The following is a 22,171-nucleotide window of genomic DNA, read 5'->3' on the forward strand; positions in this document are numbered from 1 at the left end:
AGGCCACGTGCCCAACCGCGGCGCGTTTGCGGGCGTCCAGGGTTGAACCTGCGGGAGCGGCCGTCGTGGCGAGCGAGCCTGTGGTAAAGGCCGGTGGAAGTGAGCGGGGCGGCCTCGGTGGCCGGGGTCTTTGACCGGGCCGGTTCAGCCCGGTCGGTCCCGGGATTCGGGCATTCGCACCTGCGGATTGTGCAGCTGTGGTTTCGGGTGCGGCGTTGCGGGTGCGACGCGTCGTGGTTTACAAAAGGCGTCATGAGCAACCGACTACGGGGACGTTGGGTGTTGATCACGGGCGCCTCGAGCGGGTTTGGCGCAGCGGCGGCGCGGGCGTTTGGCGCCGAGGGTGCCCGCCTGTTACTGGGTGCGCGGCGGGTTGACCGGCTGGAGCGCGTGGCGGCGGAGGCCCGGGCGGCCGGGGCGGCCGAGGCACACGTGCACGCCGTGGACGTGACCTCCACGGCCAGTGTGGAGTCGTTTTTCGTGTGGGCCCGCGGGCTTTTGCGAACCGGCACGGCGGAGGCGGCGCCGCTGCATGTGCTGGTCAACAATGCCGGAGGTGCCCTGGGGTTGGATCCCGTGGCGCAGGGGCGGGACGAAGATTGGGAGACGATGCTGCAGACGAACGTGCTCGGGCTGTTGCGTGTGACCCGTGCGGCTCTGCCGCTGATGCTGGGCAACCCGGGGGGGCTGATTCTGAACGTCGGTTCCGTGGCCGGGCACGAAGCCTACGAGGGCGGGGCGGCCTACTGTGCCGCCAAGGCCGGGGAACGACAGATCACCCGCGTGCTGCGCCTGGAGTTGTGCGGCACAGGGTTGCGGGTCTGCAGCCTCGATCCCGGCATGGCGGAGACGGAGTTTTCCCTGGTGCGGTTCAAGGGCGATGCGGAGCGCGCGCGCAAGGTGTATGAGGGTATGCAGCCGTTGACGGCCGAGGACGTGGCGGAGGCCATGGTTTGGATTGCTTCCCGTCCCCCGCACGTCTGCGTTGACGAGCTGGTGATCAAGCCGACCGACCAGGCCTCGGTTCACAAGGTCCATCGGCGGACGCACTGACCCCTGCAGGCGCGGATCACCCTCGGCCCGGGGGGCGACCTCGAGTGCCCGGGCAGGCCCGCGGCCTTTCGCGAGCCCGGGCCCTGGGTTGAGAGTCAGAGTGGGAAACCCCGCGGCGGCACGAAACCCGGCTGTGGGCGGGCCATGCAGGTTCAGATTTGTGACCCGCCTGCGGGGCGCAGCAGGTGGTTGGTGATGTTGGTGACGATTTCCGCGTCGGTGTAACCCGGTGTGTTGCTCAGCTTTTTCCATTCCGGGTCGGCCACAAACGTCCGCCAGGCGGCGTCCCGCGCGTTCAGGTCATCGAAGACCAGCATGTAGGTCAGGTTCGGCAGGCGCGGTCCGATCAGAGTGGAACCGAAAAAGACCGGTCGCAACCCGGTCCGTTTGAACAAGGCGATCTCACCCACGTTGAACATTTCGACCTTTTTTCGGTGGGCGCGGTCGCTGTGACTCTCGTAAATCCGCAGCTCAAACAGAGGGGGTTTGCGATCGGCGGTTTGGGGTGGCAACTCCAGTTTCGGCATGCCCTCGAAGGCGATCAGGAGCGAACTTTCGTAGCGGACGTAGGGTGGATCCGTGGGGGTGGCCTGGAAAAACGGATGGGACTGCACCTTCGGATCGGCGTGACACGCCTCCATGGCTTCGAGCCAGTGCTGGAGAGACCGGCAGGGCAGAAGGACATAGCGGGTGGGGCTTTCGGGACCGAGGGCCACGTCGAAGACGCCCACGGGCTGCACGCCCGCACGATTCCAGGCGGGGATGGCCGCCTCGCGCAGAAAATCATCCAAACGCTGGACCATGGGGCCGCGCCGAAGTTCATAGCGACGCAGCTCGTAGATTTCGCGGGTGCCGGATCCGGGGGATTCGGCCGCCGCGCTCTTGAGGGATCCCAGGGAAACGCCCAGACCGGCCAGGCCGAGAGATTGGAGGAACTCGCGTCGTTGCATGACCGGGAGCGTGACAAGCCGCCCGGCGGAAGGCAATCCACAAAACTTGAACCCGGCTCGCCGGACGAATGGTGGGACGCGCCGCGCCCGTTGCCGGCTGGCGACCGGCTGATGCCGGGGGCCGGCCTGTGGTGGATCTTCATGGGCGGCAGGCCAGGCCCCGGCGTGCCGGATGGCGCAGCATCGATGAGGAAGGGCGGGCGGGATAAGGTCCGGACCGGCTCATGGACCGGCTCATGATTCAAAGTTGGACTCGCTTCAAGGGGTGGACTCATCGTAAGTTGTGCCGCTGTCCGGACCTGGGGTGGCGCGGCCCCGACGTTGTCGGGAGCGGGGGATTGACCTCTGCGGGGCCCGGTGCCGCCGGCGGGCCGGCTTGCAAAGCATGCGCGTGATGACATCAGCGGAGATCCGTCAGTCGTTCCTCGACTTTTTCCGGTCGAAGGGCCACACCATTGTGCCCTCGTCCAGTTTGTTGCCGGATTCGCCCAACCTGCTGTTTACGAACGCGGGGATGAACCAGTTCGTGCCGATTTTTCTGGGGCTGCAGCCGTGTCCGTTCCATCCGCCGCGGGCGGCCGACACCCAGAAATGCATCCGGGCCGGAGGCAAGCACAACGACCTCGAGGACGTGGGGTTGGATACCTACCACCACACCTTCTTCGAGATGCTGGGCAACTGGTCCTTTGGCGACTATTTCAAGCGCGAAGCCATCGAGTGGGCGTGGGAACTGGTTACGGAGGTTTGGGGGTTTCCCAAGCAACGGTTGTACGCCACGGTGTACCGGCCCGGGCCGGGTGAGCCGGCCGAGTTTGACGAGGAGGCGTGGGAGCATTGGGCGCGGTTGTTCCGTGCCGCCGGGTTGGATCCGGAGGTGCACATCCGCTTCGGCGGCAAGAAGGACAATTTCTGGATGATGGGCGACACGGGCCCCTGCGGGCCCTGCTCGGAGATTCACGTGGACCTGACGCCGGAGGGCGACACCCGCGGGGCACTGGTGAACCAGGGGCACCCGCAGTGCATCGAGATCTGGAACCTGGTGTTCATCCAGTTCAATGCGAATCCGGACGGGACGTTTTCGCCCCTGCCGGCCCGGCACGTGGACACGGGCATGGGCTTTGAGCGCGTGACGGCCATCATCCAGGGGACGCGGGGACTGCGCCAGTTCGCCGGCGTGCGGATCTCCAATTACGAGACCGACATTTTCCGGCCGCTGTTCGAGGCATTGGAACGGCTGAGCGGTCGCCGGTACGGATCCACCCTGCCGCGGCCGGGCACGGCGGGCGAGACCGAACAGGAACGTGCGGATGTGGCGTTTCGCGTGATTGCCGATCACATCCGCACGCTGTCCTTTGCGATTGCCGACGGCATTTTGCCCTCCAACGAGGGCCGCGGCTACGTGCTGCGGCGGATTTTGCGCCGGGCCGTGCGGTACGGTCGGAACCTCGGATTTCGACAACCGTTTTTCCATCGGTTGGTGGGCGTTTTGGCCGATACCATGGGGGATGTGTTTCCCGAAATCCGTGCCCGGCGGGAACAGGTGGAGGAGGTCATCCGTCAGGAGGAGGAGGCGTTTAATCGCACCCTCGACCGCGGCCTGCAACTGTTCGAGGAGGAGGTGAGCCGACTGCAGACGGCGGGGGCCGGGGTCGAGCCGCGCCGGATTTCCGGCGATTTCGCCTTCAAGTTGTATGATACGTACGGGTTCCCGCTCGACCTGACGCAGCTGATGGCGCGGGAACGGGGACTGACCCTGGACACGGCCCGGTTCGAGGCCCTCATGGAGGAACAACGCGCCCGCGCGCGAGCCGCCCAGAAAAAAACGATCGTCGAAGTGGCCCGGTTGGAGACCGACACACCCACGCGGTTCGTGGGTTACGAACAACTGGCCTCGGAGGGTCGGGTCCTGCAATTGACACGGGTCCAGGACCGCTGGGCGGTGATTCTCGACGTCAGCCCGTTCTACGCCGAAATGGGCGGGCAGGTGGGCGACACCGGGGAACTGCAGCAGGGCGACCGTTCCTGGCGCATCGTGGATACGCGCAAGGCCGGCCTGGTGTGGCTGCATTTCCTCGATCTGCCGGCGGATGCCGACGAATCGGCCCTGCCCGAACCCGGTGAACCGGCCCGATTCCAAGTGGACCGATCCCGCCGGCTTGCCATCCAGCGCCACCACACCGTGACGCACCTGTTCCACTGGGCCCTGCGCGAGGTGGTGGGCCGCGAGACCATGCAGAAAGGGTCGTACGTCGGACCCGACAAACTCACCTTTGACTTCAACAGTGCCCCGTTGCGCCCCGAGCAGTTGCGGGACATCGAACGCCTGGTGAATGAACGGATCCTGGAAAACGCGCCCGTGACCGCCATCGAGGTGAAATACGAACACGTCCGGCACCGGCCCGACATCCTCCAATTCTTCGGCGAGAAATATGGCGAATGGGTGCGGGTGGTGCAGATTGGGGGCACACCGGGCGGGTTGGACGGTTACTCCATGGAACTTTGCGGCGGCACCCACACCGCCGCCACCGGCGAAATCGGCCTGTTCCACATCCTTGGCGAAAGTGGGGTGGCGGCGGGCATCCGACGCGTGGAGGCCGTAGCCGGGCTGGCAGCGTGGGAACAGGTGCTGGCGGCGGAGCAATTGCTGCGTGCCACCGCGGCGCGGGTTCAGGCGCCGGTGGGTGAACTGGAGCGGAAGATCGAGTCCCTGCTGGAGCAGCAGAAAGCCCTGGAGAAACAACTCAGGGCGCTCCAGCAGAAGCAATCAGCCGCGGCTGCCGAGGCGTTGCTGGCCCGGGCCGAACGCCGCGGTGATGTGCCGGTGCTCATCGCCCGTCACGACGCTGACGCCGAGACGCTGCAGGAAATGGTCAATGCGCTGAAATCGCGGTTTGAAGGGGTGATTCTGCTCGGCGGGGTGGCCGACGGTGCCGTGTCACTCGTGGCGGCCGTGACCGGCCCGTACACCGCCCGGGTTCAGGCCGGGCGGCTCGTGCAACAGATTGCGCCGTTGGTGGGGGGTCGGGGTGGGGGCCGGCCGGATCATGCGCGCGGGGGCGGTCGGGACGCCGCTCGTTTGGACGAGGCCCTGGCGCGGGCGCGCGAGCTGGTGGGCTGAGCGCGCGGCACCCCTTTTCGGGGAAATCCTTCCGGGGAGACGGGAGGCTCGGCTTGCGGGTTTGGGCCCGTGGGTGTTTGGCGGCCCGGAGAACCGCCCCGGGGTATGGCTTTTCAGATCCTCCAGCCGGGCCGGTTTTCCCGTTGCACGCGTGCGTTCAGTTCCGGGATGTTCGTCACGCGCATGTTGGGACCGTCCCATTCGACCTTGCGCCCCGGACCGGCCATTTGGGCCAGGTTGCCCAGCGCGCAAAACTCGGTCAGGCGCGTGCCGTATTCGAAGCTGGCGGCGGTGTCGGTGCGCCCTTCGCGGACGGCTTCCAGGAAATCGGCGAAGATGTTTTTCGGGCGCGGGAGTGTTCGGGGTGGTTCCGGGATTTCCCGCATCCTGGCCCAGGGCACCACGTGCATGCGTTCACCGTAGGTGCCGGTGAAGATGATGCCCTTTTCGCCCACGTACAAGGTGCCGCTGTCGCCGCGGTCCAATTCCTCCTCCGGGTACTGCCGTCGCAGCTCCAGTAACAGGGGCGGTAGATTGCGGGCGTCGCCCACGGCGGCGCGGAGGGCGCCCTGGGGGCGCTCGTTGGTGGTCGGATTCAATCCCTCGTACCAGTAGACCTTCAGCGGGGGGAGATCGCCGCGGGCCGGGATGTCCCAGCGAATGCGGGAGCCCAGCGGGTATCGCTCGTCGCTGCCGCCGCGCAAATACTCCACCTCGATGCTGGTGGGATGTTCGATCTTCAGCGCCCAAAACACGCCGTCCAGCACGTGGCAGCCCATGTTGCCGATGGAACCGTTGCCAAAATCGTACCAGCCGTGCCAGGAATGCGGGTGCAGGTCATCGTGAAAGTCCCGATACGGCGCCGGCCCAATCCATTCGTCCCAATGGAGCCCGGGCGGGACCGGTTTGGCCGGCGGACGAGGGCCTTCACCCCCGTTGCAGCGATTGGTCCAGCTGTGGGTCTCGCGGATGGGCCCGATGACGCCGGCCCAGATGTATTCGCACAAACGTCGGTAGCCCTCCTCGTTGTGGCCCTGGTTGCCCATCTGGGTGGCCACCCGCGTGCGCCGGGCCATCTCGCGCAGGGCCCTCGCCTCGCCGATGTTGTGGCAGACCGGCTTCTCCACATACACCGCCTTGCCCAACTGCATGGCGATCATGGCCGGCAGGGCATGTTGATGATTGGGCGTGGCCACGAACACCGCATCGAGGCTCCGCCCCACTTCGTCGAACAACCGGCGATAATCGGTGAAGAACCGGACCTTGTCCGGATCCAGATTCTTGCTCTTCAACCAGCGGGTCACTTCGGCAAAGCGCCGTTCATCCACGTCCGCCACCGCCACGATGTTCTCTGCCGCGATGGCGTTGAGGTGGCTCATGCCCCGGCCCCCACATCCAATCACCGCGCAGTTGAGCTTGCGTCCGGCCCCCTGGGCCAGGAGCAGGTTCGGCCCCCGAAACGTGGCCGCGGCGGTCAACCCTCCGGCCGCCCACGCGGCTCGCCGTAAAAAGGCACGTCGTGTCATCGAGGTTTTCATGGCTGGGAGATTCTGTCGCAGGATGGGCAACTTTGTCCCTGTGAATGGCACTGGGCCCGTTCCACTACAGACCACCGATCCCTGCACGGGCTCGCCCCGGTCCGTTGCGGTGTCTTGCTGTTCAGTTGCATGGGCTGCATGCCACCCGGCGGATAATCTGCGTCAGCAGCCAACGGCTCGTAAACACAAAACTCCCGGATGCGGCATTGGGCCCGGCCGTCCCACCCCGGCAGGGCACCGGGCCGGCCCGGATGCATCCTTCTGGCACCCCGGGCAGGCCAAGGGCCGCTCGCCGGTGTTGAATCGCTCCAATGCCCGGCTTGGACCGCATGGCCGTCACGGCGTTGTCTCGCGGGTGGGGTTCGAGGGCTCGGGGATGGCCCGCCGGGCGCGGTTTGTTGAACCGGATCGGAAGTCCCGGGACTGCATGGACGCGCCGTTTCAAACAGGGCCGGGTCCGGCGCAGGCACCGCATCCGTCGAGAGGCCACAGCGACGAACGTCGGGCTCTTGAAGGACGATGCGGAGACGTGGCTGCGCTTTGTGTTGCAGTGTTGCAGGTGTGGACGTTTTCCGGCCGGACGACAGACGCCCCCGCCTGCTTCGTGCCGGGCGTATCGGTTTTCTTCTGGAACCTTGGTCCGGGGCGGTGATTTCTCTGTGACAGATTCAAACCACTCCTTGACGGTCTGCGCCGCGCGTCGCATATTCCGCCACGCCACCAAATGGTGGTTGCGCAAGCTCCCCATCCTATGGCCAGGACGAAACTCAGAACGTCGGCAGCCGATCCAGCTTCGAACCCGACCTCTACCAACCCTCGAGATGGTCATGGCGTGTTATCAGCCAATGCAGCCGGTACCTCCTCCCGTTCCGGGCACGATGAGGCACCGCGTCCGCAAAAGGTTTGCGAGCCCGGCCACAACGGCGCTGCCCGGGCCACAGCCCTGAAAATGCTTGTGCAGCTGGCGCGCGAACAGGGCTCGGTCACCGAGGCGGATTTCCACGAAATTGTCACCCAGACGCAGCTCGGCCCGACTGAAGCTGACGCCCTGTGGCAGGAGTTGCAGAACCTTGAGATCCGCATCACCACCGACGGGGAGGCCGAGTCGGAGGAACCCGGCGAAGATGCCGACACACTGCCCGAACCCGGGCACCTCGACAGCTTGGACGATCCGGTTCGCGTGTACCTGCGCCAAATGGGCACAGTGCCGCTGCTGACCCGGGAGCAGGAGATCGAGATCTGCCGGCGCATCGAAACCGCCGAGGCCGAGATGCGCGACATCCTCCACGGTTTCGGGTTCACCGCCAAAGAGTACATTGCCCTGGCCGAAAAACTGCTCAGTGTGCCGCCGAAGGAACGGTTCGATCGCGTGGTGGTGGACCAGAAGCTGGAGCAGCGGGCCCGGCATCTATCGTTGTTGCGCCAATTGTTGCGCCAGGCCCGCGAGCTGGACACGGCGGCGGATCACCAGTGGAAGCTCGCCCGCCAGGCGGCCACACCAGCGGCCCGGACCCGTGCGCTGCATCGCTGCCAGGCCCTGCAAGAACGGCTGCGCGCCCTCTACCCCCGCTTCGCCTTCAAACAAAAGGTCCATGAGGAAATGCTGCTGGTGGCGCGCAACATCGCCGAGGAAATCCAGCGTTGCCAGCAGCGCCTGCGCGAGGCCGAGACCCGACCGGCTGCGGAAGGGGAAACGCAAAACCTCCAGGCCGACCGCGACCGCATCAGCGCCCTGGAGGACCTGGTGCGCATGCCGGCCGCCGAGTTCCTGGAGGCCCATGCCAGACTGCAGGACGCGGCCGAACGTGCCGTTCGTGCCAAGACCGAGATGGTCGAGGCAAACCTCCGGTTGGTGATCTCCATCGCCAAACGGTACACCAACCGGGGCCTCTCGTTCCTGGACCTGATCCAAGAGGGCAACATGGGCCTGATGCGGGCGGTGGAAAAATTCGAATACCGTCGCGGCTACAAATTCTCCACCTACGCCACCTGGTGGATCCGGCAGGCCATCACCCGCTGCATTGCCGATCAGGCCCGGACCATCCGCATCCCGGTCCACATGATCGACGTCATCAACCGCGTGTTGCGGGCCCAGAAACGCCTCTCCCAGGTGCTGGGACGGGAGCCACTGCCGGAAGAACTTGCCGACGACCTCCAAATGCCGCTCAGCCGGGTCCAAAGCCTGCTCCGCATGGCCCAGCAACCCCTTTCCCTCCAGGCCGGCGTGGGGGAGGACGACGACGCCACCTTCGGCGATTTCATCGAGGACCGTAACGCGGAGGACCCGGCCGACCTCACCAGCTACAGCCTGTTGCGGGAGCGCCTGCAAAAGGTGCTCGCCAGCCTGGGGGAACGCGAACGCAAGGTGCTGGAGCTCCGGTTCGGCCTGCTGGACGGTTACGCGCGGACCTTGGAGGAAGTGGGGAAGCAATTCAATGTCACGCGCGAGCGCATCCGCCAGATCGAAGCCAAGGCCCTGCGCAAAATGCGGCATCCCACCCGCCTCCGCCTCCTGCACGGGTTTCTGGAGAGCGACGCGGCCTCGCCTCTGCCGTCGGCCGGTGTGTAATGCGATGGTTCCGAGCGATTGGAAGACCGCGGACCGCCCTCCGCGGGCGGGAGGCCTGGAACCCGGCTCTCCCGGCTGACCTCACAGCTGCCCTGCGGTTCACCGGAGCCCGGATCAATCTCGGCCGTTTTCTGCCCCGGCCGGCGCGTGCCAGCCCAAACCCAATGGCGTTGCACGGCAGGTCCCGGCTCACGAACGGGAATCCCGACCGGCCCGCGCCCCCGGCCCTGGTTTGGTTAACGGTTTTGTCAGTCCGGCATCAACCGGGTGCTTGCGCGCCTGCGCTGTTCCAGACTCGCGGAGTCTGGCAGGGCTCCGAAGTCTTCAAACCCCTCATGGGGTGATGCCCCGGGGATCGTTTGAGGGGTGTGTTTGGGGTAACTTTCATCGAGAGCATCATGACCGCTGTCGCCCGGTAGGTCGGATCTTTCAGAAGTGGCCGGCGCCGGGTGAAATGGGAAGAACACAGTCTCTGGCGTCTGCAGTTCCATGCGGAGAACCGGACACCCTAGTTCCCGCCGGCGGCTGTGGCAGGCTTACAAGACTGCAGAAGGGGCACACCGTGCTGCGTGGAGAAGAGACGGAGCTCGACGGCACCGGGTAAGGGTGCGACTGGCCGTGATTCTGTCCTTTGCCGCTTGGGACAGCACAGGGGCGTCTTTGCGGGTCGATGCCGGGGTCGCCGCCGCCGGCGGTTGGAGACCTGGAAACACCGGGGATCACCTTTTCTCGTGGATTGCCGGTTACAGGGGCCGCGGTTTAAGGAGACTGAGCACCCGACTGTCAGGCCGGGCGTTGGTGGTTCGGGTTTTTGAGGCGTGATGCAAGATGGTCCGTGGCTGCTCCCCATGAGTTGCCCAAACCCGGCGGGGCTGGTTCTGCCCGGCAGGTACCGTACCTCCCTGCATGGTTCGGATTGTTGCCATCGGTGGCCGGGCCGGGTCGGCCGGGGCCGTGAAACGTTTTCCAGCCCGTAAAAAACTCTCAAGGAAACCCTGACACAGCCGACGTATGGGTTCCGTGTGTCAGGGGGTCCGGGCCGGTTTGGGGATTGCCCGGCCCCACGGAAACCGTACACTGGGCATTGCGGCGATGCAGATTCAACCTGGACAGACGGTCCTGTTAACCGGGGCCTCGGGCGGTCTGGGCAGTGTAATGGCGCGGGCACTGGCGGATCGCGGGGTGCGACTCTTTTTGGTGGCGCATCCGGGGGCCCGGCTCGAGCCGTTGGCCGGGGAACTGCGAGCACGAGGGGTGGTGGCCGAGCCCTGTATAGCGGACCTGCGCGTTCCGGCGGAGCGACACCGCGTGGTGGAAGAGGCCCGTCGCCGTTTGGGACCCGTTGACCTCCTGATCAACAACGCCGGCGTGGAGCACAATGGGTATTATCATGAGTTGTCCGAGGCGGAGATCGAAGAGGTCCTTTCGGTGAATCTTGTGGCCGCGATGATGCTGACGCGGCTGGTGTGGCCGGAAATGCTCGAACGTCGGCGTGGCCATGTGGTGAACATTGCCTCCCTGGCCGGGAAGGTGGGCCCCGCGTTTCAGGAACCTTACGCTGCTTCGAAGGCCGGGCTGATTGCCTTCACCCATGCCCTGCGGGCCACGTACGAGGGCTCCGGAGTGGGTGCATCGGTGATTGTGCCCGGGTTTGTGGAGGCGGGGATGTACGAGCGGTTGAAAGCGCAGGCGGGGCGACCGGCTCCGGCTTTGTTGGGGGCGGTCTCTCCGGCGAAGGTGGTTCGTGCCTTGTTCCGCGCGGTGGAGCGGAACCTGGCCGAGGTGGTGGTGACGCGGTACCCGGTCCGGCCGTTACTGGCGTTTTTGCAACTGGCACCGTCTGCCAGCACTTGCCTGACGCGGCTTTTCGGCGTGAACGCGTTTTTCCGCGCCGCGGCAGTGGCTGGAAAACCGCCGACCCCAGGTTCCGCCCCGGAGTCATGAGGCCATCTCGCAACAAGCCCGTGGGTTGTGAGATCACATTGGATTTGAACACATGAGATCACAAGGTTCCTCCCAAAACCCAATCATGCGTGCAAAAAACCTGACTCGTGAGACATGTGGATGGCTGGTCGGTTGGACCGGTGTGGTGGCCATGCTGAGTCATTGTGGAGCCACGGGCTTTCGGTTGCCGGACCAGGACGCGTTTGCCACGGGGCGCGGCGAGGCCTTTGCTGCCACGGCGGATAATCCGTCGGCCCTTTACTACAACCCGGCCGGGATTACGCAGTTGGAGGGGCATCAGGTCCGGGTGGGGGTTTACGCCCTGAACCTGCGGAGTCGGTACACCTCGCCCCAAACCGGCCTCAGCTTCGACAACGAGAAAGACCTGCACGCCATTCCGCAGTTCTACTATACGTACAGTCCGGAGGATTCCCCGTGGAGTTTCGGGTTGGGATTGTACGCGCCGTTCGGGCTGAGTTCGAAGTGGCCGCAGGATACCGGGTTTCGGACGGTGGCCACGCGGGGGGAGGTGCGGTATTACACGGTGAACCCGGTGGTGGCCTGTGAACTGATGCCGGGCCTGTCGGTGGGGGCGGGGGTGACCATCAACCATGCGGAGCTGGATTTGCGGCAGGGCCTGGTCTGGCCGGCCCAGCCGCTGGACCTGTTTGCGTTCAAGGGCGACGGATGGGATGTGGGATATAATCTGGGCCTGCGCTGGCAGGTGCATGAAAAGCTGGTGCTGGGGGTGAGTTTCCGCAGCACCACCACGGTGGGCCTGGACGGGCACAGCCGTGCCTACAACCTGATGGAGTTCCCTCCCGGCGTGGGGATGGTGCCGGCCTTTCCGGAACAGCGGTGGGCGGCCGGGGCGAACTGGCCTTTTCCGCTGAAGGCGATCTTTGGCGTTTCGTGGCGGCCCACGCTGGATTGGAACCTCGAGTTCAATGCCGATTACACGGGTTGGAACCGGTTGCGTACGGTTACCCTGCATCAGGCGGGTGGGATCCCGGGTCTGATTCCTTCCGAGGTGCCGCTGCGGCTGAACTGGGAGGGCAGTTGGTATTATGAGTTTGGTGTAACCCGTTACTTCGAGGGCGGCTGGCACGTGAGTGCGGGGTACATTTGGAACGAGAATTCGGTGCCGGACGCCACCTATTCGCCCCTGGTGGCGGATTTGAACCGGCACTTTGGAAGCGTGGGTCTGGGCTGGCGCGGGGACCGGCTGACGTGGGACCTGGCCTACCAATTCGGGTACGGGCCGCGTCGGACGGTGACGGGCAGCGCTCCCTCGGCCACGGGTCAGACGGCCGACGGCCGGTACCGGTTCCTCAGCCATGCCCTGGCCGTTTCGGTGGGTTGGAGGTTTTAGAGGGCTCATGAGCCCAGCGTTGTCATACACCGTGGTCGTTTATGCCAGGCGGTAACGGCGATTCCCGAACCGAGATTTTGGAGGGTGTACCTCCGTACACCGACAACGGTGTGGTGTTGTGCACGCCCGAGGAACAGACGATCTACGGAATAGCGCGGCACGTGGGGCGTTTCCGGGCGGTGGTGGACATTCCCGGGGAGCCGCTGTCACTGCGGCTCTCCGAGAGCGTGCCCCGGCTGGCCATTACGCTGCGGGGTCGGTGCGTTTACGACGGACGGGGTGTGATTCAGACCCTGGTGCCCAATGGCCCTTCCTGGGTATGCGAGGTTGGGCTGGAGGAATCGAGCTGGCGCGTGCCAGCGGAAATGGCACCCGATGTTTATGAGCCTGAAAAGCTCGGCGAGGCTTTCGCGGATTTCCTTCGAGATTGGTCGCTGGATCACCAACTATTGCCCGGCTACAAATCGGTGATTTCCGACATGCACACCTTCCTGGTGGGCTTGCGCCTCTGGCTGGACCAGCTGCAGGTGCAGCTCAGTCTGACGAATGGGAAGACCCTCTCCGAGAGCCGGGCCGTCCAGTTGTTGGAAGCTGTTGCCCGCAAGGCGATTCCGTGCATTGACGAGCTGTTTCGACGGTTTGAGGAGTGCTGTACGCACATTCCCACGGAAAGGGTTCAAGCGCATCGATGTTACATGCGCCGCCAGCTTCATCCCCTCACCCTTTGCGCGCCTTTCGCGCACCGGACCTTTTTCAAGCCGCTGGGTTATGCGGGAGACTATGAAATGGTAAACATGATCGTCCGCAACGGGTGGGAGGGTGAGTCTCTCTACGCGCGCGTGGTGAACAAGTGGTTTCTGGAGCAACCTCCGGCTGAAGCTCATCGAAACCGGATCAGCTACCTGACCGGGCGTCTGCTCGAGGAAGCGTTGCGCGTCGCCGCCCGGGGCCGCGGGTTGAGGGTACTGAATCTTGCTTGTGGTCCGGCCCATGAGGTCCAGCGGTTCATCGCGGAATGTCCCCTCAGCAGCGACGCCGAGATCACCCTGCTGGACATGGACGGGGAAACGCTCCGCCACGTGGAGGAACGCACGGCCCTTCTGACCGCCCAACATCACCGCAAACCCAAAATCCGCTTCGTCCGCGAGTCGGTATTTCAACTTCTCAAATCGGCGGAGTCAAAACGCTGTCCCGTGGAAGCGCGCTTCGATCTCGCCTATTGCGCGGGGTTGTTTGACTATTTGCCCGATGCGGTTTGCAAACGGCTGGTGAGCTACATGTTCCACCGGCTGGACCCGGGTGGGTTGTTGATCGCCACCAACGTTCACCCGTGCAATCCGCTCCGGAATGGCATGGAGCACCTTTTGGACTGGCATCTGATCTACAGGGACGCGCCCCAGATGCGGGAACTGGCAGCTCTTGTGGCGGACCAGGGCGATGTGCGTGTGTTGTCTGATCCGACGGGCGTCAACGTGTTTCTTGAGGTTCGCAAGCCGGCTCCATGAGGGGTACCAAGGGCATCTGGCAATCGGCCGCCTTCAAGGCAGCCTACGAGGAGCATGAACAGGCGAACCGTGTCAGCACGGGGAAGGTGGCGGCACTCCTGGTGGCCATTCTCATGCCCTTCGGTTGGAGCCTGGACTGGGCGGTTTATCCTGAACGCGTGGCTTTCTTCGGCTGGTTGCGCCTGGCCTGCTCCCTGCTGGCGCTCGGGATTTGGTTTTTGCTGCGACATCCGTGGGGTGCGAGACATCACAGGATCCTGGGTCTGGTGACCGCATGGCTGCCGGCGTTCTTCATTTGCTGGATGATTTACGATCGTGAGGGACCCGCTTCGCCCTATTATGCCGGGCTGAACCTGATTCTGCTGGCCATCAGTGTGGTCGTGAGGTGGGACACCGTGGAATCGGCGACCGCCGTGGGAGCAGTTCTTTCGATGTATTTGGTCACGTGTCTGCTGCACACTCCGGCCTCCCGGTTGAACGGCTTGTTTTTGGCGAACTGCATTTTCATGGTTGAGACGGGCATCATCGTGGTTGTGGGGAACCACTTTTTTAACCGGTTGCGGCGCCGGGAGTTTGCGAACCAGTACGAACTGGCCCAAAGCAAGCGCGAGCTGGAACAGGCAATTGCGCGGTTGCAGGAGGCCGAGGCGCAGCTGATTCAGCAGGAAAAGATGGCTTCGCTGGGTGTGTTGAGTGCCGGGATCATCCATGAAATCAACAATCCGCTGAACTTTGCGGCCACCAACCTGTACGCGCTGCGGAAGCGGCTGGGCGGGGTGGCACCCGAACAGCGCAAGGTGATGGAGGAAATCATTGCGGACGTGGAGGACGGCCTGAGCCGCGTCCGGGACATCGTGTCGGATCTCCGCACCTTCACGCATCCGGAGGCGGAGGGCCTGGAGGCGGTGGATGTGGCGGAGGTGGTGCAGGCGGCGCTGCGGTATCTGAGCGGGGAACGACCCGACGCGGTGCGCGTGGAGGTGGAGATCCCGGAGGGGCTGGCGGTGCGCGGGAGTCGGAACAAGCTGGTGCATGTGCTCGTCAACCTGGTCGAGAATTCCCTGGACGCGCTGCGGCAGAAGGAGTTTCGCGAGGAGGTGCCGACGGTTCGGATCCGCGGATGGCAGGAGGCCGGCCGGGTGATGTTGGAGGTGTGGGACAACGGACCGGGTATCGCGCCGGAACATCAGCGACGGGTGTTCGACCCGTTCTTCACCACCAAGGACGTGGGGCAGGGCATGGGGCTGGGCCTGAGCATTTGTTACCGGTTGTTGCAGGAATGCGGGGCTTCGATCCGGGTGGAGAGCGAGCCGGGCCGGTTTTGCCGGTTCGTCCTTGAGTTTCCGCTGCCGGCGCCCCAGGCTGGCAATGACACACGGTCCGTGCCATGAACCCGGCCTACGATTACCGGCGCTACGCGATCCTCTACGTGGACGACGAGGAAAAATCGCTCCGCAGTTTCGAGCGGGCGTTTGCGGACACGTTCCGGATTTTGACCGCGTCGAATGCGGCGGAGGGGCATCGGCTGTTGGTGGAGCACCGGGAGGAGATCGGGTTGCTGATGACGGACCAGCGGATGCCGGGCGAGAAGGGGGTGTGGTTGCTGGAGCAGGCGCGGCGACTGGATCCGCGGATCATTCGCGTGCTGGTGACGGCCTACAGTGATTACAAGGAGGCCATCGAGGCCATCAACACCGGCGCGATTTACAAGTACATTTCCAAGCCGTGGGATTTGCCGAGGCTGGAACAGACCCTGAAGCACGCGCTGGAACTCTTCATGATCCAGCGGCAACGGGACGAACTGTTGCGGGAGCGGATGACGGAGTTGCGTCAGATGGTGATGGCGGACCGGGTGGTGAGTCTGGGGTTGCTGGCGGCGGGATTGAGTCATCACATCCGGAATGCGCTGGTGGCGGTGAAGACGTTTCTGGATCTGGCGCCGCTGAAACTGGCGGAGGAGAAGGCCGAGGCGGGTCCGGTGCGGGACGTGGCGTTCTGGCAGGCGTATCATCACGAGGTTCAGCTGCAGATTGACCGGATCAACCATCTGTTGCAGGAGCTCTGGCGGGCGTCGGAACGACCCGGGGGGCCGTTGAACGACCGGGTGCGGCTGGGAGCGTTGGTGCGCGAGGTTTGCCGGGCCATGGCTCCGGAGTTTGCCGCGCGGGGGTTGTGCGTGGAGGTGGAGATTCCCGAGGATCTGCCGGAGTTACGGGTGGATCTGCCCCGTTTCCGGCGGCTTTTTGAGTTGTTGTTGAAGGACGAGTTGAGCACGTTGCCGGCCGGGGGGCGGGTTCGGTTTGAAGCGCGGGTTGTGGCGGGGTCGGATCCGGGGCGGTCGGAGGTGGAGGTTCGGGTGACGGACACGGGGCCGGGGTTACCGGAGGAATGGCTGCGTCTGGTGTTTGATCCGTTTGTGTGCCGGACGAACAGTCCGGCCGAATTCGGGATCAATCTGATGGCCTGCTACATCATCGTGCATCACCATGGCGGGGTGATCCATGCGCGGAGTGAACCCGGTGGTGGTACGACGTTTGTGATCCGGTTGCCGGTGGGTGCCGATGCGGCGTCGCAGCGCGCGAGTGACACGGAAATTTTGCGGAAGGCCGTGCTGACGGACGAGTTGTGGCATCGGCTGGCCGGCGGGATGGCGGGTTTGCCCGGGAGCGGCCCGGCGGGAGTTTGAGGGACGTGTCTCTGCCGGGTGGCCGGGATGTGGGCGGGCCCGGCCGGCGCCGGTTTGCTTGAGAACGGGAGCGGACGGAGCGTGGCGCCATGAGTTACACGCTGCATTACCTGGAATCGTCGGCGGCCCGGCAGGGGCCGGAGATCAGCGTGCTCGTGAACTGTCTGTTGCAGGATGCGATCCGGCTGGGTGCCAGCGACCTGCACATCGAGCCGTGGGAGGAAACGATTGCGGTGCGGGCGCGGGTGAACGGGGTGTTGACGGAGGTGGTGCATCTGCCGCTGGGTTTGATGGAGAAGATTTCGGCGCGGTTCAAGGTGCTGGCGAACCTGCCGACCTATCAGACCGGGCTGCCCCTGGACGGCAAGATCCTGTGCGGGCCGGAACTGGATCACGTGCAGGTGCGGCTTTCGATTTTCCCCACCACGCGGGGGGAGAAGATCGTGCTGCGTTTGTTTGATCCGCAGGATCGCCGGTTTGATCTGGACGAGCTGGGATTTGACCCGGACACGTTGCACGGCTTGAAACGGTTGCTGCGCCGGACGAGCGGGCTGCTGTTGTTCACGGGGCCGACCGGGTCGGGCAAGACCACGGCGATGTATTCGGCATTGTGCCACATTGTGCAGCGCGAAGGCAGCGCCGTCAGCATCAGTACGGTGGAGGATCCGGTGGAGTTCAACCTGCCGCGGGTGAGCCAGACGCAGATCAATCCGGCCCAGGATTTCACCTACGCCACGGCGTTGCGGAGCATTTTGCGGCAGGACCCGCAGGTGATCATGGTGGGGGAGATCCGGGATGCGGAGACGGCGGCCATTGCGGTGCAGGCCGGGTTGACGGGGCATTTGGTGATCAGCACGATCCACGCCGGGGTGTCGGCCGGGGCGTTCACCCGGTTGATTCATATGGAGATTGAGCCGTTCATGCTGGCGTCGAGTGTGTTGGGCGTGATGGGTTTGAGGCTGGTTCGGCGGGTGTGTCCGCAGTGTGCCCGGCCTTATGAGCCGGAGCCGAGTGTGCTGAAGGTGGTGCCGGAGGAATGGCGGCCGCACGCGCGGTTTCGGCGCGGCACCGGCTGCGAGCATTGTCGTCAGACCGGCTACAGCGGTCGGATGCCCGTGTGCGAGCTGTTGGTGGTGACGGAGCCGTTCCGGGAGGCGGTGTTGAAGCGGTTGCCGACCAGTGCACTGGAGGAGATCGCAGTGCAGAACGGCATGCGCACGCTCTGGCAGAACGGATTGCAGGCGGCTTTGCAGGGCCAGACCACATTGGAGGAAGTGGTCCGCATGGTGGCTGCGTCCATTTTGTGAGCCGGGTGAAACGGGCCCCGAGAGTCAATCCACCCCGGTAGTGTTCCGTGCGGGGACGGGTCGCCAGCGCCAGTAACCGGCCAGGAGGCTCCCGAGCACGGAATGGGCCGTGGCGGAAAGTGCGCACGGGAGGGCCGCAGCGGGGAGGGCGGTGAAATGTTCACGGGCCAGGGTGGCGCCCAGTCCGGAGTTCTGCATGCCGACCTCGATGGAAACGGTCCGTGCGTCGCGCCGGCCGAGCCGGCAAAGGCGCGCCAGCCCGTAGCCGAGTCCAAATCCCCCGAGGTGCAGGAGCACCACGGCTCCGACCACGCTCAGGGCCGATTGTTTGAGTGTGGTGGCGCTGCTGCCGATGATGCTGGCGCAAATGAGCGTGATGAAGATCACCGACACCAGCGGCGCCACGGGCAGGACCGCATGAACCAAACGGGGCACGGTGTGGTGCAGGGTCAGCCCGGTAAGCAACGGCACGAGGACCACGATGAGCGTGCTGCGGAACAGGCCCCAGGCGTCCACGGGAACGTATTGCCCGGCCAGAGCGGCCGTGAGGGTGGGGGTCATCACCACCGCCGCCACGGTGGAGCAGAGGGTCATGACCACCGACAACGGTACGTTGGCGCCGGCGAGGTACGTAACGACATTGGATGCGGTTCCGCCGGGGCAGCAGCTCACCAGGATCAAGCCCACGGCCAACGGGGTGTCCAGATGGAACAGCCGCGCCAGGGCCCAACCCAGGAAGGGCATGATGAGATACTGGCCGGCGAAGCCGACCGCCACCGCCCACGGCATCCGAATGACTCCACGGAAATCGTCGAATCGGAGGGTCAGCCCCATGCCCAGCATGATCACGCCCAGACCCACCGGAATCCAGGGGCCGCTGAACCAGGTGAAGCAGCCGGGTTGAACCAGCGCCAGAGCGCCGGCCACCAGGACCCAGAGGGGGAACAGGTTGGTTGCCAGCGTAGACCAACGAACCAGTGTCGGGGTGCGCATGCCGGGTTGCGGGACCGGATGGATCGGGCGGGGGAAGGGCGCTCAGTGGCTGCGGCCGGTCACGGATTCGAGGGCATCGAACAGGGCCCGCATGGTGAAGGGCTTGTAGAGAATGCGGCAGGGCACGCGTGCGAGGAACTCCCGGATTTTGGGGTCGTTTTGGTGGCCGGTCATGAAGATGAACCGCTTGCAGAGGTCGGGTTTGGTTCGTTGAACGGCCAGGTAGAACATGTCGCCCGGGAAGTTGGGCATCATGATGTCGCAGAGGATGGCGTCGAAGTTCCGGGCCAGGATTTGTTGAACGCCCTGGGCACCGTTGTGGACGATGGTGACGCGGTAATCCTGTTGCTCCAGCGTGACCTGGAGCATGGAACACAGCTCCGGGTCGTCTTCGAGCACGAGAACCGTCTGGGGACGGGCTTGGGAGGGGTCCTCCGGGATTTCGTACACGCGCGGGGCCGGTGGCTCGGGGTCCGGCGGTTTCGCGCCCGGTTGGATAAATTCAGCCGGGGTGCTCATACGTTTTCGCGTCCCAAGGTAGTCGATGCGTCCGGTCGGGCAAGTCCGGTCGGCTGCCGTGTTGCCGGGCCAGGTGCGGATCGGGAGGGGCACGCCGGGGCGTTCGGCCCGGACCTGACGAAGGCCGGAACCGTTGCCCATCTGCCCGGGGTTGGAACCAGGCCTTGACACGGCGGCCTTTGCCGGGCCAAAGCTGCCCCGTGCCGAAGCACCCCGACTGGTACTTTCGAATTCGCGAACAGACAGGCCGGCGCGAGGCGTGGCACGAGGATTCCGGCCTGCCTACCGAACGGCTTCTTCAAGCGATCTGGATGCACCAGCGGATTCTGCGGGATCAGTTGCAAACCTGCGACGGCCGCAGACTTGAAGTGTTGCATCCGGGGTTCCCGCGCCCTGAAGGCGGGCCTGATTTCGAAAAGGCCCTGTTCCGGGTGGACGGTGGGCCCGTGCAGGAGGGCGATGTCGAAGTGGATATTCATGCCCGGGGTTGGCGGGACCATGGCCACGACCTGAGCCCTCGGTTTGCCAGGGTCCTGCTTCATGTGGTGTGGGAATCGGGCGACCCGGATGCGAACACGTTGGCCGTGTCGGGTCCCGGTCGGCAGCCCCCATTCACCCTGGCCTTGAAGGACCGGTTGGACGCGCCGCTCGAAGAGCTCCTGCTCTGGCTGGATCGCGGCGAGGCAACGGTCTGGCCGGAGGCGCTTCGCGGGGCCTGTCACGCCCCGTTGACCAGGCTCCCTCCGGGCGAACTCGAGGCCGTGCTGGAAGAGGCGGGCCTGGCCCGGTTCGAGGCCAAGCTCCTGCATTTTCAGGCCCGGGCGCGGGCCGTGGGTTGGGAACAGGCTTTGTGGGAAGGGTTGTTCCGCGGTCTGGGTTACAAGCACAACACCTGGCCCATGCAATGGCTGGCTGAGCGGCGGCATCGGTGGTGGGAGCCCGGTATGGCTGCAGAAACCTTGCAGGCCCGCCTGCTCGGGTTGAGCGGATTGCTGCCGGAGGAGACGCGGTCGTTGCCACCCGACTCGGCCCGGTTTTTGCGGAAGCTGTGGGACATTTGGTGGCGTGACCGCGGCCCTTTGGCGGACTGTTGCCTGCCGCGGAACGCCTGGCGCCTTCATGGGGTGCGCCCGGCCAACCATCCGGAGCGGCGCCTTGCGCTGGCCGCGTATTGGCTGGCGGAGCCTGATTGGGTGCGGCGCATTGAGCAGTGGGGTACGCTTGATTTACCGGCCTCGGCCCTGGTGCCCACACTGCTCCAACGGATGCAGCCCGGAGCCAGGGCATTTTGGTCCCGTCACTGGACCCTCCGATCCGGCTCTTCGACGGAATCGGAGGGTTGGATCGGTGCCGCCCGGGTGACCGAACTGGCCGTGAACGTGGTGCTGCCGTGGCTGGGGGCACGAGCCCGGGCAGCCGGGCACGATGCGCTTTGGGAAAGGGTCCGGCAGCGATACCTTTCGTGGCCATCGGCAGCGGACAATGCCGCCTTTCGGCTGGCCCGGCAGCGCCTTTTGGGCGGGCGGCCGTTGCGAGGTTCATCCGCCCGGGCTGCCCTGCAACAGGGGTTGATTCAAATCCTCCGCGATTTCTGTGACCATGCCAATGCGCGCTGCGAAGGATGCCCCTTTCCCGCCGCGTTGGAGGCGCGTGGGGGAAGCGTCCCGGAGAACGGTCAGCCCGCCGCGTTCAGGCGCGGTTCAGGTCCAGCTCGCTGAACGGGTTGTTGCCGAATCCCGTGTCGGGACGGGACTCGGTTGGCGTGGTTTCGGCGGCACCTCCGGAGGGCGTTGCAGGCGCTGTTGCGCCGCCGGCGCCGGTGGTCGTTTCTTGTGCCGGCTTGGAGGTCGGGGGTGAACCGGCCGTTGGGGTGGCCTGTGCTTCGGCTTCGCGGGGGTGTTTGGCCCGCTTGTGCCGTGGCAGGGGACTCACCACGACCACGATGTTCCGACCGTTCAGCTTGGGCTCGAAGTCCGGGTGTCCCCAAGGGGCGATCTTTTCCAGGAACTTCTGCACCACTTGGAACCCGAACTCGGTGTGGGCCATTTCCCTGCCCCGGAAGCGCAACGCCACCTTCACTTTCATTTCGTCGCACAGAAAGTCGATGGCGTGCATGGCCTTCACGCCCAGGTCATGGGGATCGATCTTCGGGCTCAGTTGGATCTCCTTGACCTTGTTGGCGTGTTGGTGCTTCCGGGCCTCTTTCTCCCGCTTGGCCTGTTCGTAACGGAATTTTCCGTAATCAATCAGCCGGCAGACCGGTGGATCGGCGTTCGGTGCCACCTCCACCAGGTCAACCCCGTGCTGGCGCGCCAAGGTGAGCGCCTCGCCCAAGGGGAGAATGCCGATCTGTTTTCCGTCAATACCAATGACGCGGACTTCCCGGGCACGGATCTTGCCGTTTACCCGGACGAAGTTCCCGCGACCCGACGAATGGTTGGAAGGCAAAGGGCGACTCAAGACACCCTCTTCAGTTGGTGGTCTTTCGTTTCGATACTCGGTTCCTTCTGTTGTGTGCCGAATTCACGGCCGTTCAATCTATCGCCTAAATAATCGGCTACACCGGCCGGTGCAACAACTTTTTGAAGCAGCCGCGGCGCTGCCCCGGCCCCGCATC

Annotated in this window: 15 protein-coding genes; 10 read left to right on the forward strand and 5 right to left on the reverse strand. The window is 64.9% G+C overall.

The features are described 5' to 3' along the window. Window positions 1-252 precede the first annotated feature (252 nt). Entirely contained in the window at window positions 253-1,053 is an 801-nt protein-coding gene (locus G4L39_RS08695) for an SDR family NAD(P)-dependent oxidoreductase (RefSeq protein ID WP_165107499.1), read from the forward strand. Between the two features lie 152 nt (window positions 1,054-1,205). Here G4L39_RS08695 and G4L39_RS08700 read toward each other — a convergent pair whose 3' ends face one another. Continuing rightward, window positions 1,206-2,003: an NIPSNAP family protein gene (locus G4L39_RS08700; protein ID WP_165107501.1), complete on the reverse strand. Its 798-nt coding sequence runs from the start codon at window positions 2,001-2,003 to the stop codon at window positions 1,206-1,208. A 394-nt stretch (window positions 2,004-2,397) separates the two neighbouring features. Between G4L39_RS08700 and alaS the strand changes: the two genes are divergently transcribed. Continuing rightward, window positions 2,398-5,121 (forward strand): alanine--tRNA ligase, encoded by a 2,724-nt coding sequence (gene alaS, locus G4L39_RS08705; RefSeq protein WP_165107502.1) that lies wholly within the window; start codon window positions 2,398-2,400, stop codon window positions 5,119-5,121. Between the two features lie 113 nt (window positions 5,122-5,234). Here alaS and G4L39_RS08710 read toward each other — a convergent pair whose 3' ends face one another. After that, window positions 5,235-6,659 (reverse strand): Gfo/Idh/MocA family protein, encoded by a 1,425-nt coding sequence (locus G4L39_RS08710; protein WP_165107504.1) that lies wholly within the window; start codon window positions 6,657-6,659, stop codon window positions 5,235-5,237. Window positions 6,660-7,410: 751 nt separating this feature from the next. Here G4L39_RS08710 and rpoD point away from each other — a divergent pair. The 7 genes from rpoD (at window position 7,411) to G4L39_RS08745 (ending at window position 18,042) form a co-directional block, all read left to right on the forward strand. Beyond that, a complete protein-coding gene (gene rpoD / locus G4L39_RS15565; RefSeq protein WP_165107506.1) occupies window positions 7,411-9,228 on the forward strand; it encodes an RNA polymerase sigma factor RpoD in 1,818 nt (605 codons plus the stop codon). A 1,092-nt stretch (window positions 9,229-10,320) separates the two neighbouring features. Further along, the gene (locus G4L39_RS08720) at window positions 10,321-11,172 is read left to right on the forward strand and encodes an SDR family NAD(P)-dependent oxidoreductase (RefSeq protein ID WP_165107508.1); all 852 of its coding nucleotides are present in this window, start codon (window positions 10,321-10,323) and stop codon (window positions 11,170-11,172) included. 85 nt (window positions 11,173-11,257) lie between these two features. Beyond that, window positions 11,258-12,544 (forward strand): OmpP1/FadL family transporter, encoded by a 1,287-nt coding sequence (locus tag G4L39_RS08725; protein WP_165107510.1) that lies wholly within the window; start codon window positions 11,258-11,260, stop codon window positions 12,542-12,544. 41 nt (window positions 12,545-12,585) lie between these two features. Beyond that, window positions 12,586-14,049 (forward strand): class I SAM-dependent methyltransferase, encoded by a 1,464-nt coding sequence (locus G4L39_RS08730; protein WP_165107512.1) that lies wholly within the window; start codon window positions 12,586-12,588, stop codon window positions 14,047-14,049. Beyond that, a complete protein-coding gene (locus G4L39_RS15435) occupies window positions 14,046-15,440 on the forward strand; it encodes a sensor histidine kinase (RefSeq protein WP_165107513.1) in 1,395 nt (464 codons plus the stop codon). Before G4L39_RS08730 ends, G4L39_RS15435 begins: the two co-directional genes overlap by 4 nt. Next, window positions 15,437-16,735 carry a response regulator gene (locus G4L39_RS08740; protein WP_165107515.1) on the forward strand — a complete coding sequence of 433 codons (1,299 nt, stop codon included), beginning with the start codon at window positions 15,437-15,439 and terminating at the stop codon, window positions 16,733-16,735. Before G4L39_RS15435 ends, G4L39_RS08740 begins: the two co-directional genes overlap by 4 nt. An 89-nt stretch (window positions 16,736-16,824) precedes the next feature. Next, window positions 16,825-18,042, forward strand: a complete 1,218-nt coding sequence (locus G4L39_RS08745) for a GspE/PulE family protein (protein WP_165107517.1) — start codon at window positions 16,825-16,827, stop codon at window positions 18,040-18,042. Window positions 18,043-18,066: 24 nt separating this feature from the next. On the opposite strand, the gene G4L39_RS08750 is transcribed toward G4L39_RS08745, so the two are convergent. Further along, window positions 18,067-19,035 (reverse strand): bile acid:sodium symporter family protein, encoded by a 969-nt coding sequence (locus G4L39_RS08750; protein ID WP_165107519.1) that lies wholly within the window; start codon window positions 19,033-19,035, stop codon window positions 18,067-18,069. Window positions 19,036-19,077: 42 nt separating this feature from the next. Continuing rightward, a complete protein-coding gene (locus tag G4L39_RS08755; protein ID WP_165107521.1) occupies window positions 19,078-19,554 on the reverse strand; it encodes a response regulator in 477 nt (158 codons plus the stop codon). Window positions 19,555-19,754: 200 nt separating this feature from the next. Here G4L39_RS08755 and G4L39_RS08760 point away from each other — a divergent pair, with 200 nt between their 5' ends. Continuing rightward, entirely contained in the window at window positions 19,755-21,272 is a 1,518-nt protein-coding gene (locus tag G4L39_RS08760) for a DUF2851 family protein (protein WP_205880890.1), read from the forward strand. Here G4L39_RS08760 and infC read toward each other — a convergent pair. After that, on the reverse strand, window positions 21,244-22,014 hold the full coding sequence (infC, locus tag G4L39_RS08765; RefSeq protein ID WP_165107524.1) for a translation initiation factor IF-3: 771 nt from the start codon (window positions 22,012-22,014) through the stop codon (window positions 21,244-21,246). The genes G4L39_RS08760 and infC overlap by 29 nt on opposite strands. Window positions 22,015-22,171 lie beyond the last annotated feature (157 nt).

Origin of the sequence: Limisphaera ngatamarikiensis (genome assembly GCF_011044775.1) — a bacterium.
GTDB lineage: Bacteria > Verrucomicrobiota > Verrucomicrobiia > Limisphaerales > Limisphaeraceae > Limisphaera > Limisphaera ngatamarikiensis.

What these genes read in the sequence shown, in the direction of transcription:
- G4L39_RS08695 (WP_165107499.1), top strand. Translation starts at nt 253, where the DNA reads ATGAGCAACCGACTACGGGGACGTTGGGTGTTGATCACGGGCGCCTCG.
- G4L39_RS08700 (WP_165107501.1), bottom strand. Translation starts at nt 2,003, where the DNA reads ATGCAACGACGCGAGTTCCTCCAATCTCTCGGCCTGGCCGGTCTGGGC.
- alaS (WP_165107502.1), top strand. Translation starts at nt 2,398, where the DNA reads ATGACATCAGCGGAGATCCGTCAGTCGTTCCTCGACTTTTTCCGGTCG.
- G4L39_RS08710 (WP_165107504.1), bottom strand. Translation starts at nt 6,659, where the DNA reads ATGAAAACCTCGATGACACGACGTGCCTTTTTACGGCGAGCCGCGTGG.
- rpoD (WP_165107506.1), top strand. Translation starts at nt 7,411, where the DNA reads ATGGCCAGGACGAAACTCAGAACGTCGGCAGCCGATCCAGCTTCGAAC.
- G4L39_RS08720 (WP_165107508.1), top strand. Translation starts at nt 10,321, where the DNA reads ATGCAGATTCAACCTGGACAGACGGTCCTGTTAACCGGGGCCTCGGGC.
- G4L39_RS08725 (WP_165107510.1), top strand. Translation starts at nt 11,258, where the DNA reads ATGCGTGCAAAAAACCTGACTCGTGAGACATGTGGATGGCTGGTCGGT.
- G4L39_RS08730 (WP_165107512.1), top strand. Translation starts at nt 12,586, where the DNA reads ATGCCAGGCGGTAACGGCGATTCCCGAACCGAGATTTTGGAGGGTGTA.
- G4L39_RS15435 (WP_165107513.1), top strand. Translation starts at nt 14,046, where the DNA reads ATGAGGGGTACCAAGGGCATCTGGCAATCGGCCGCCTTCAAGGCAGCC.
- G4L39_RS08740 (WP_165107515.1), top strand. Translation starts at nt 15,437, where the DNA reads ATGAACCCGGCCTACGATTACCGGCGCTACGCGATCCTCTACGTGGAC.
- G4L39_RS08745 (WP_165107517.1), top strand. Translation starts at nt 16,825, where the DNA reads ATGAGTTACACGCTGCATTACCTGGAATCGTCGGCGGCCCGGCAGGGG.
- G4L39_RS08750 (WP_165107519.1), bottom strand. Translation starts at nt 19,035, where the DNA reads ATGCGCACCCCGACACTGGTTCGTTGGTCTACGCTGGCAACCAACCTG.
- G4L39_RS08755 (WP_165107521.1), bottom strand. Translation starts at nt 19,554, where the DNA reads ATGAGCACCCCGGCTGAATTTATCCAACCGGGCGCGAAACCGCCGGAC.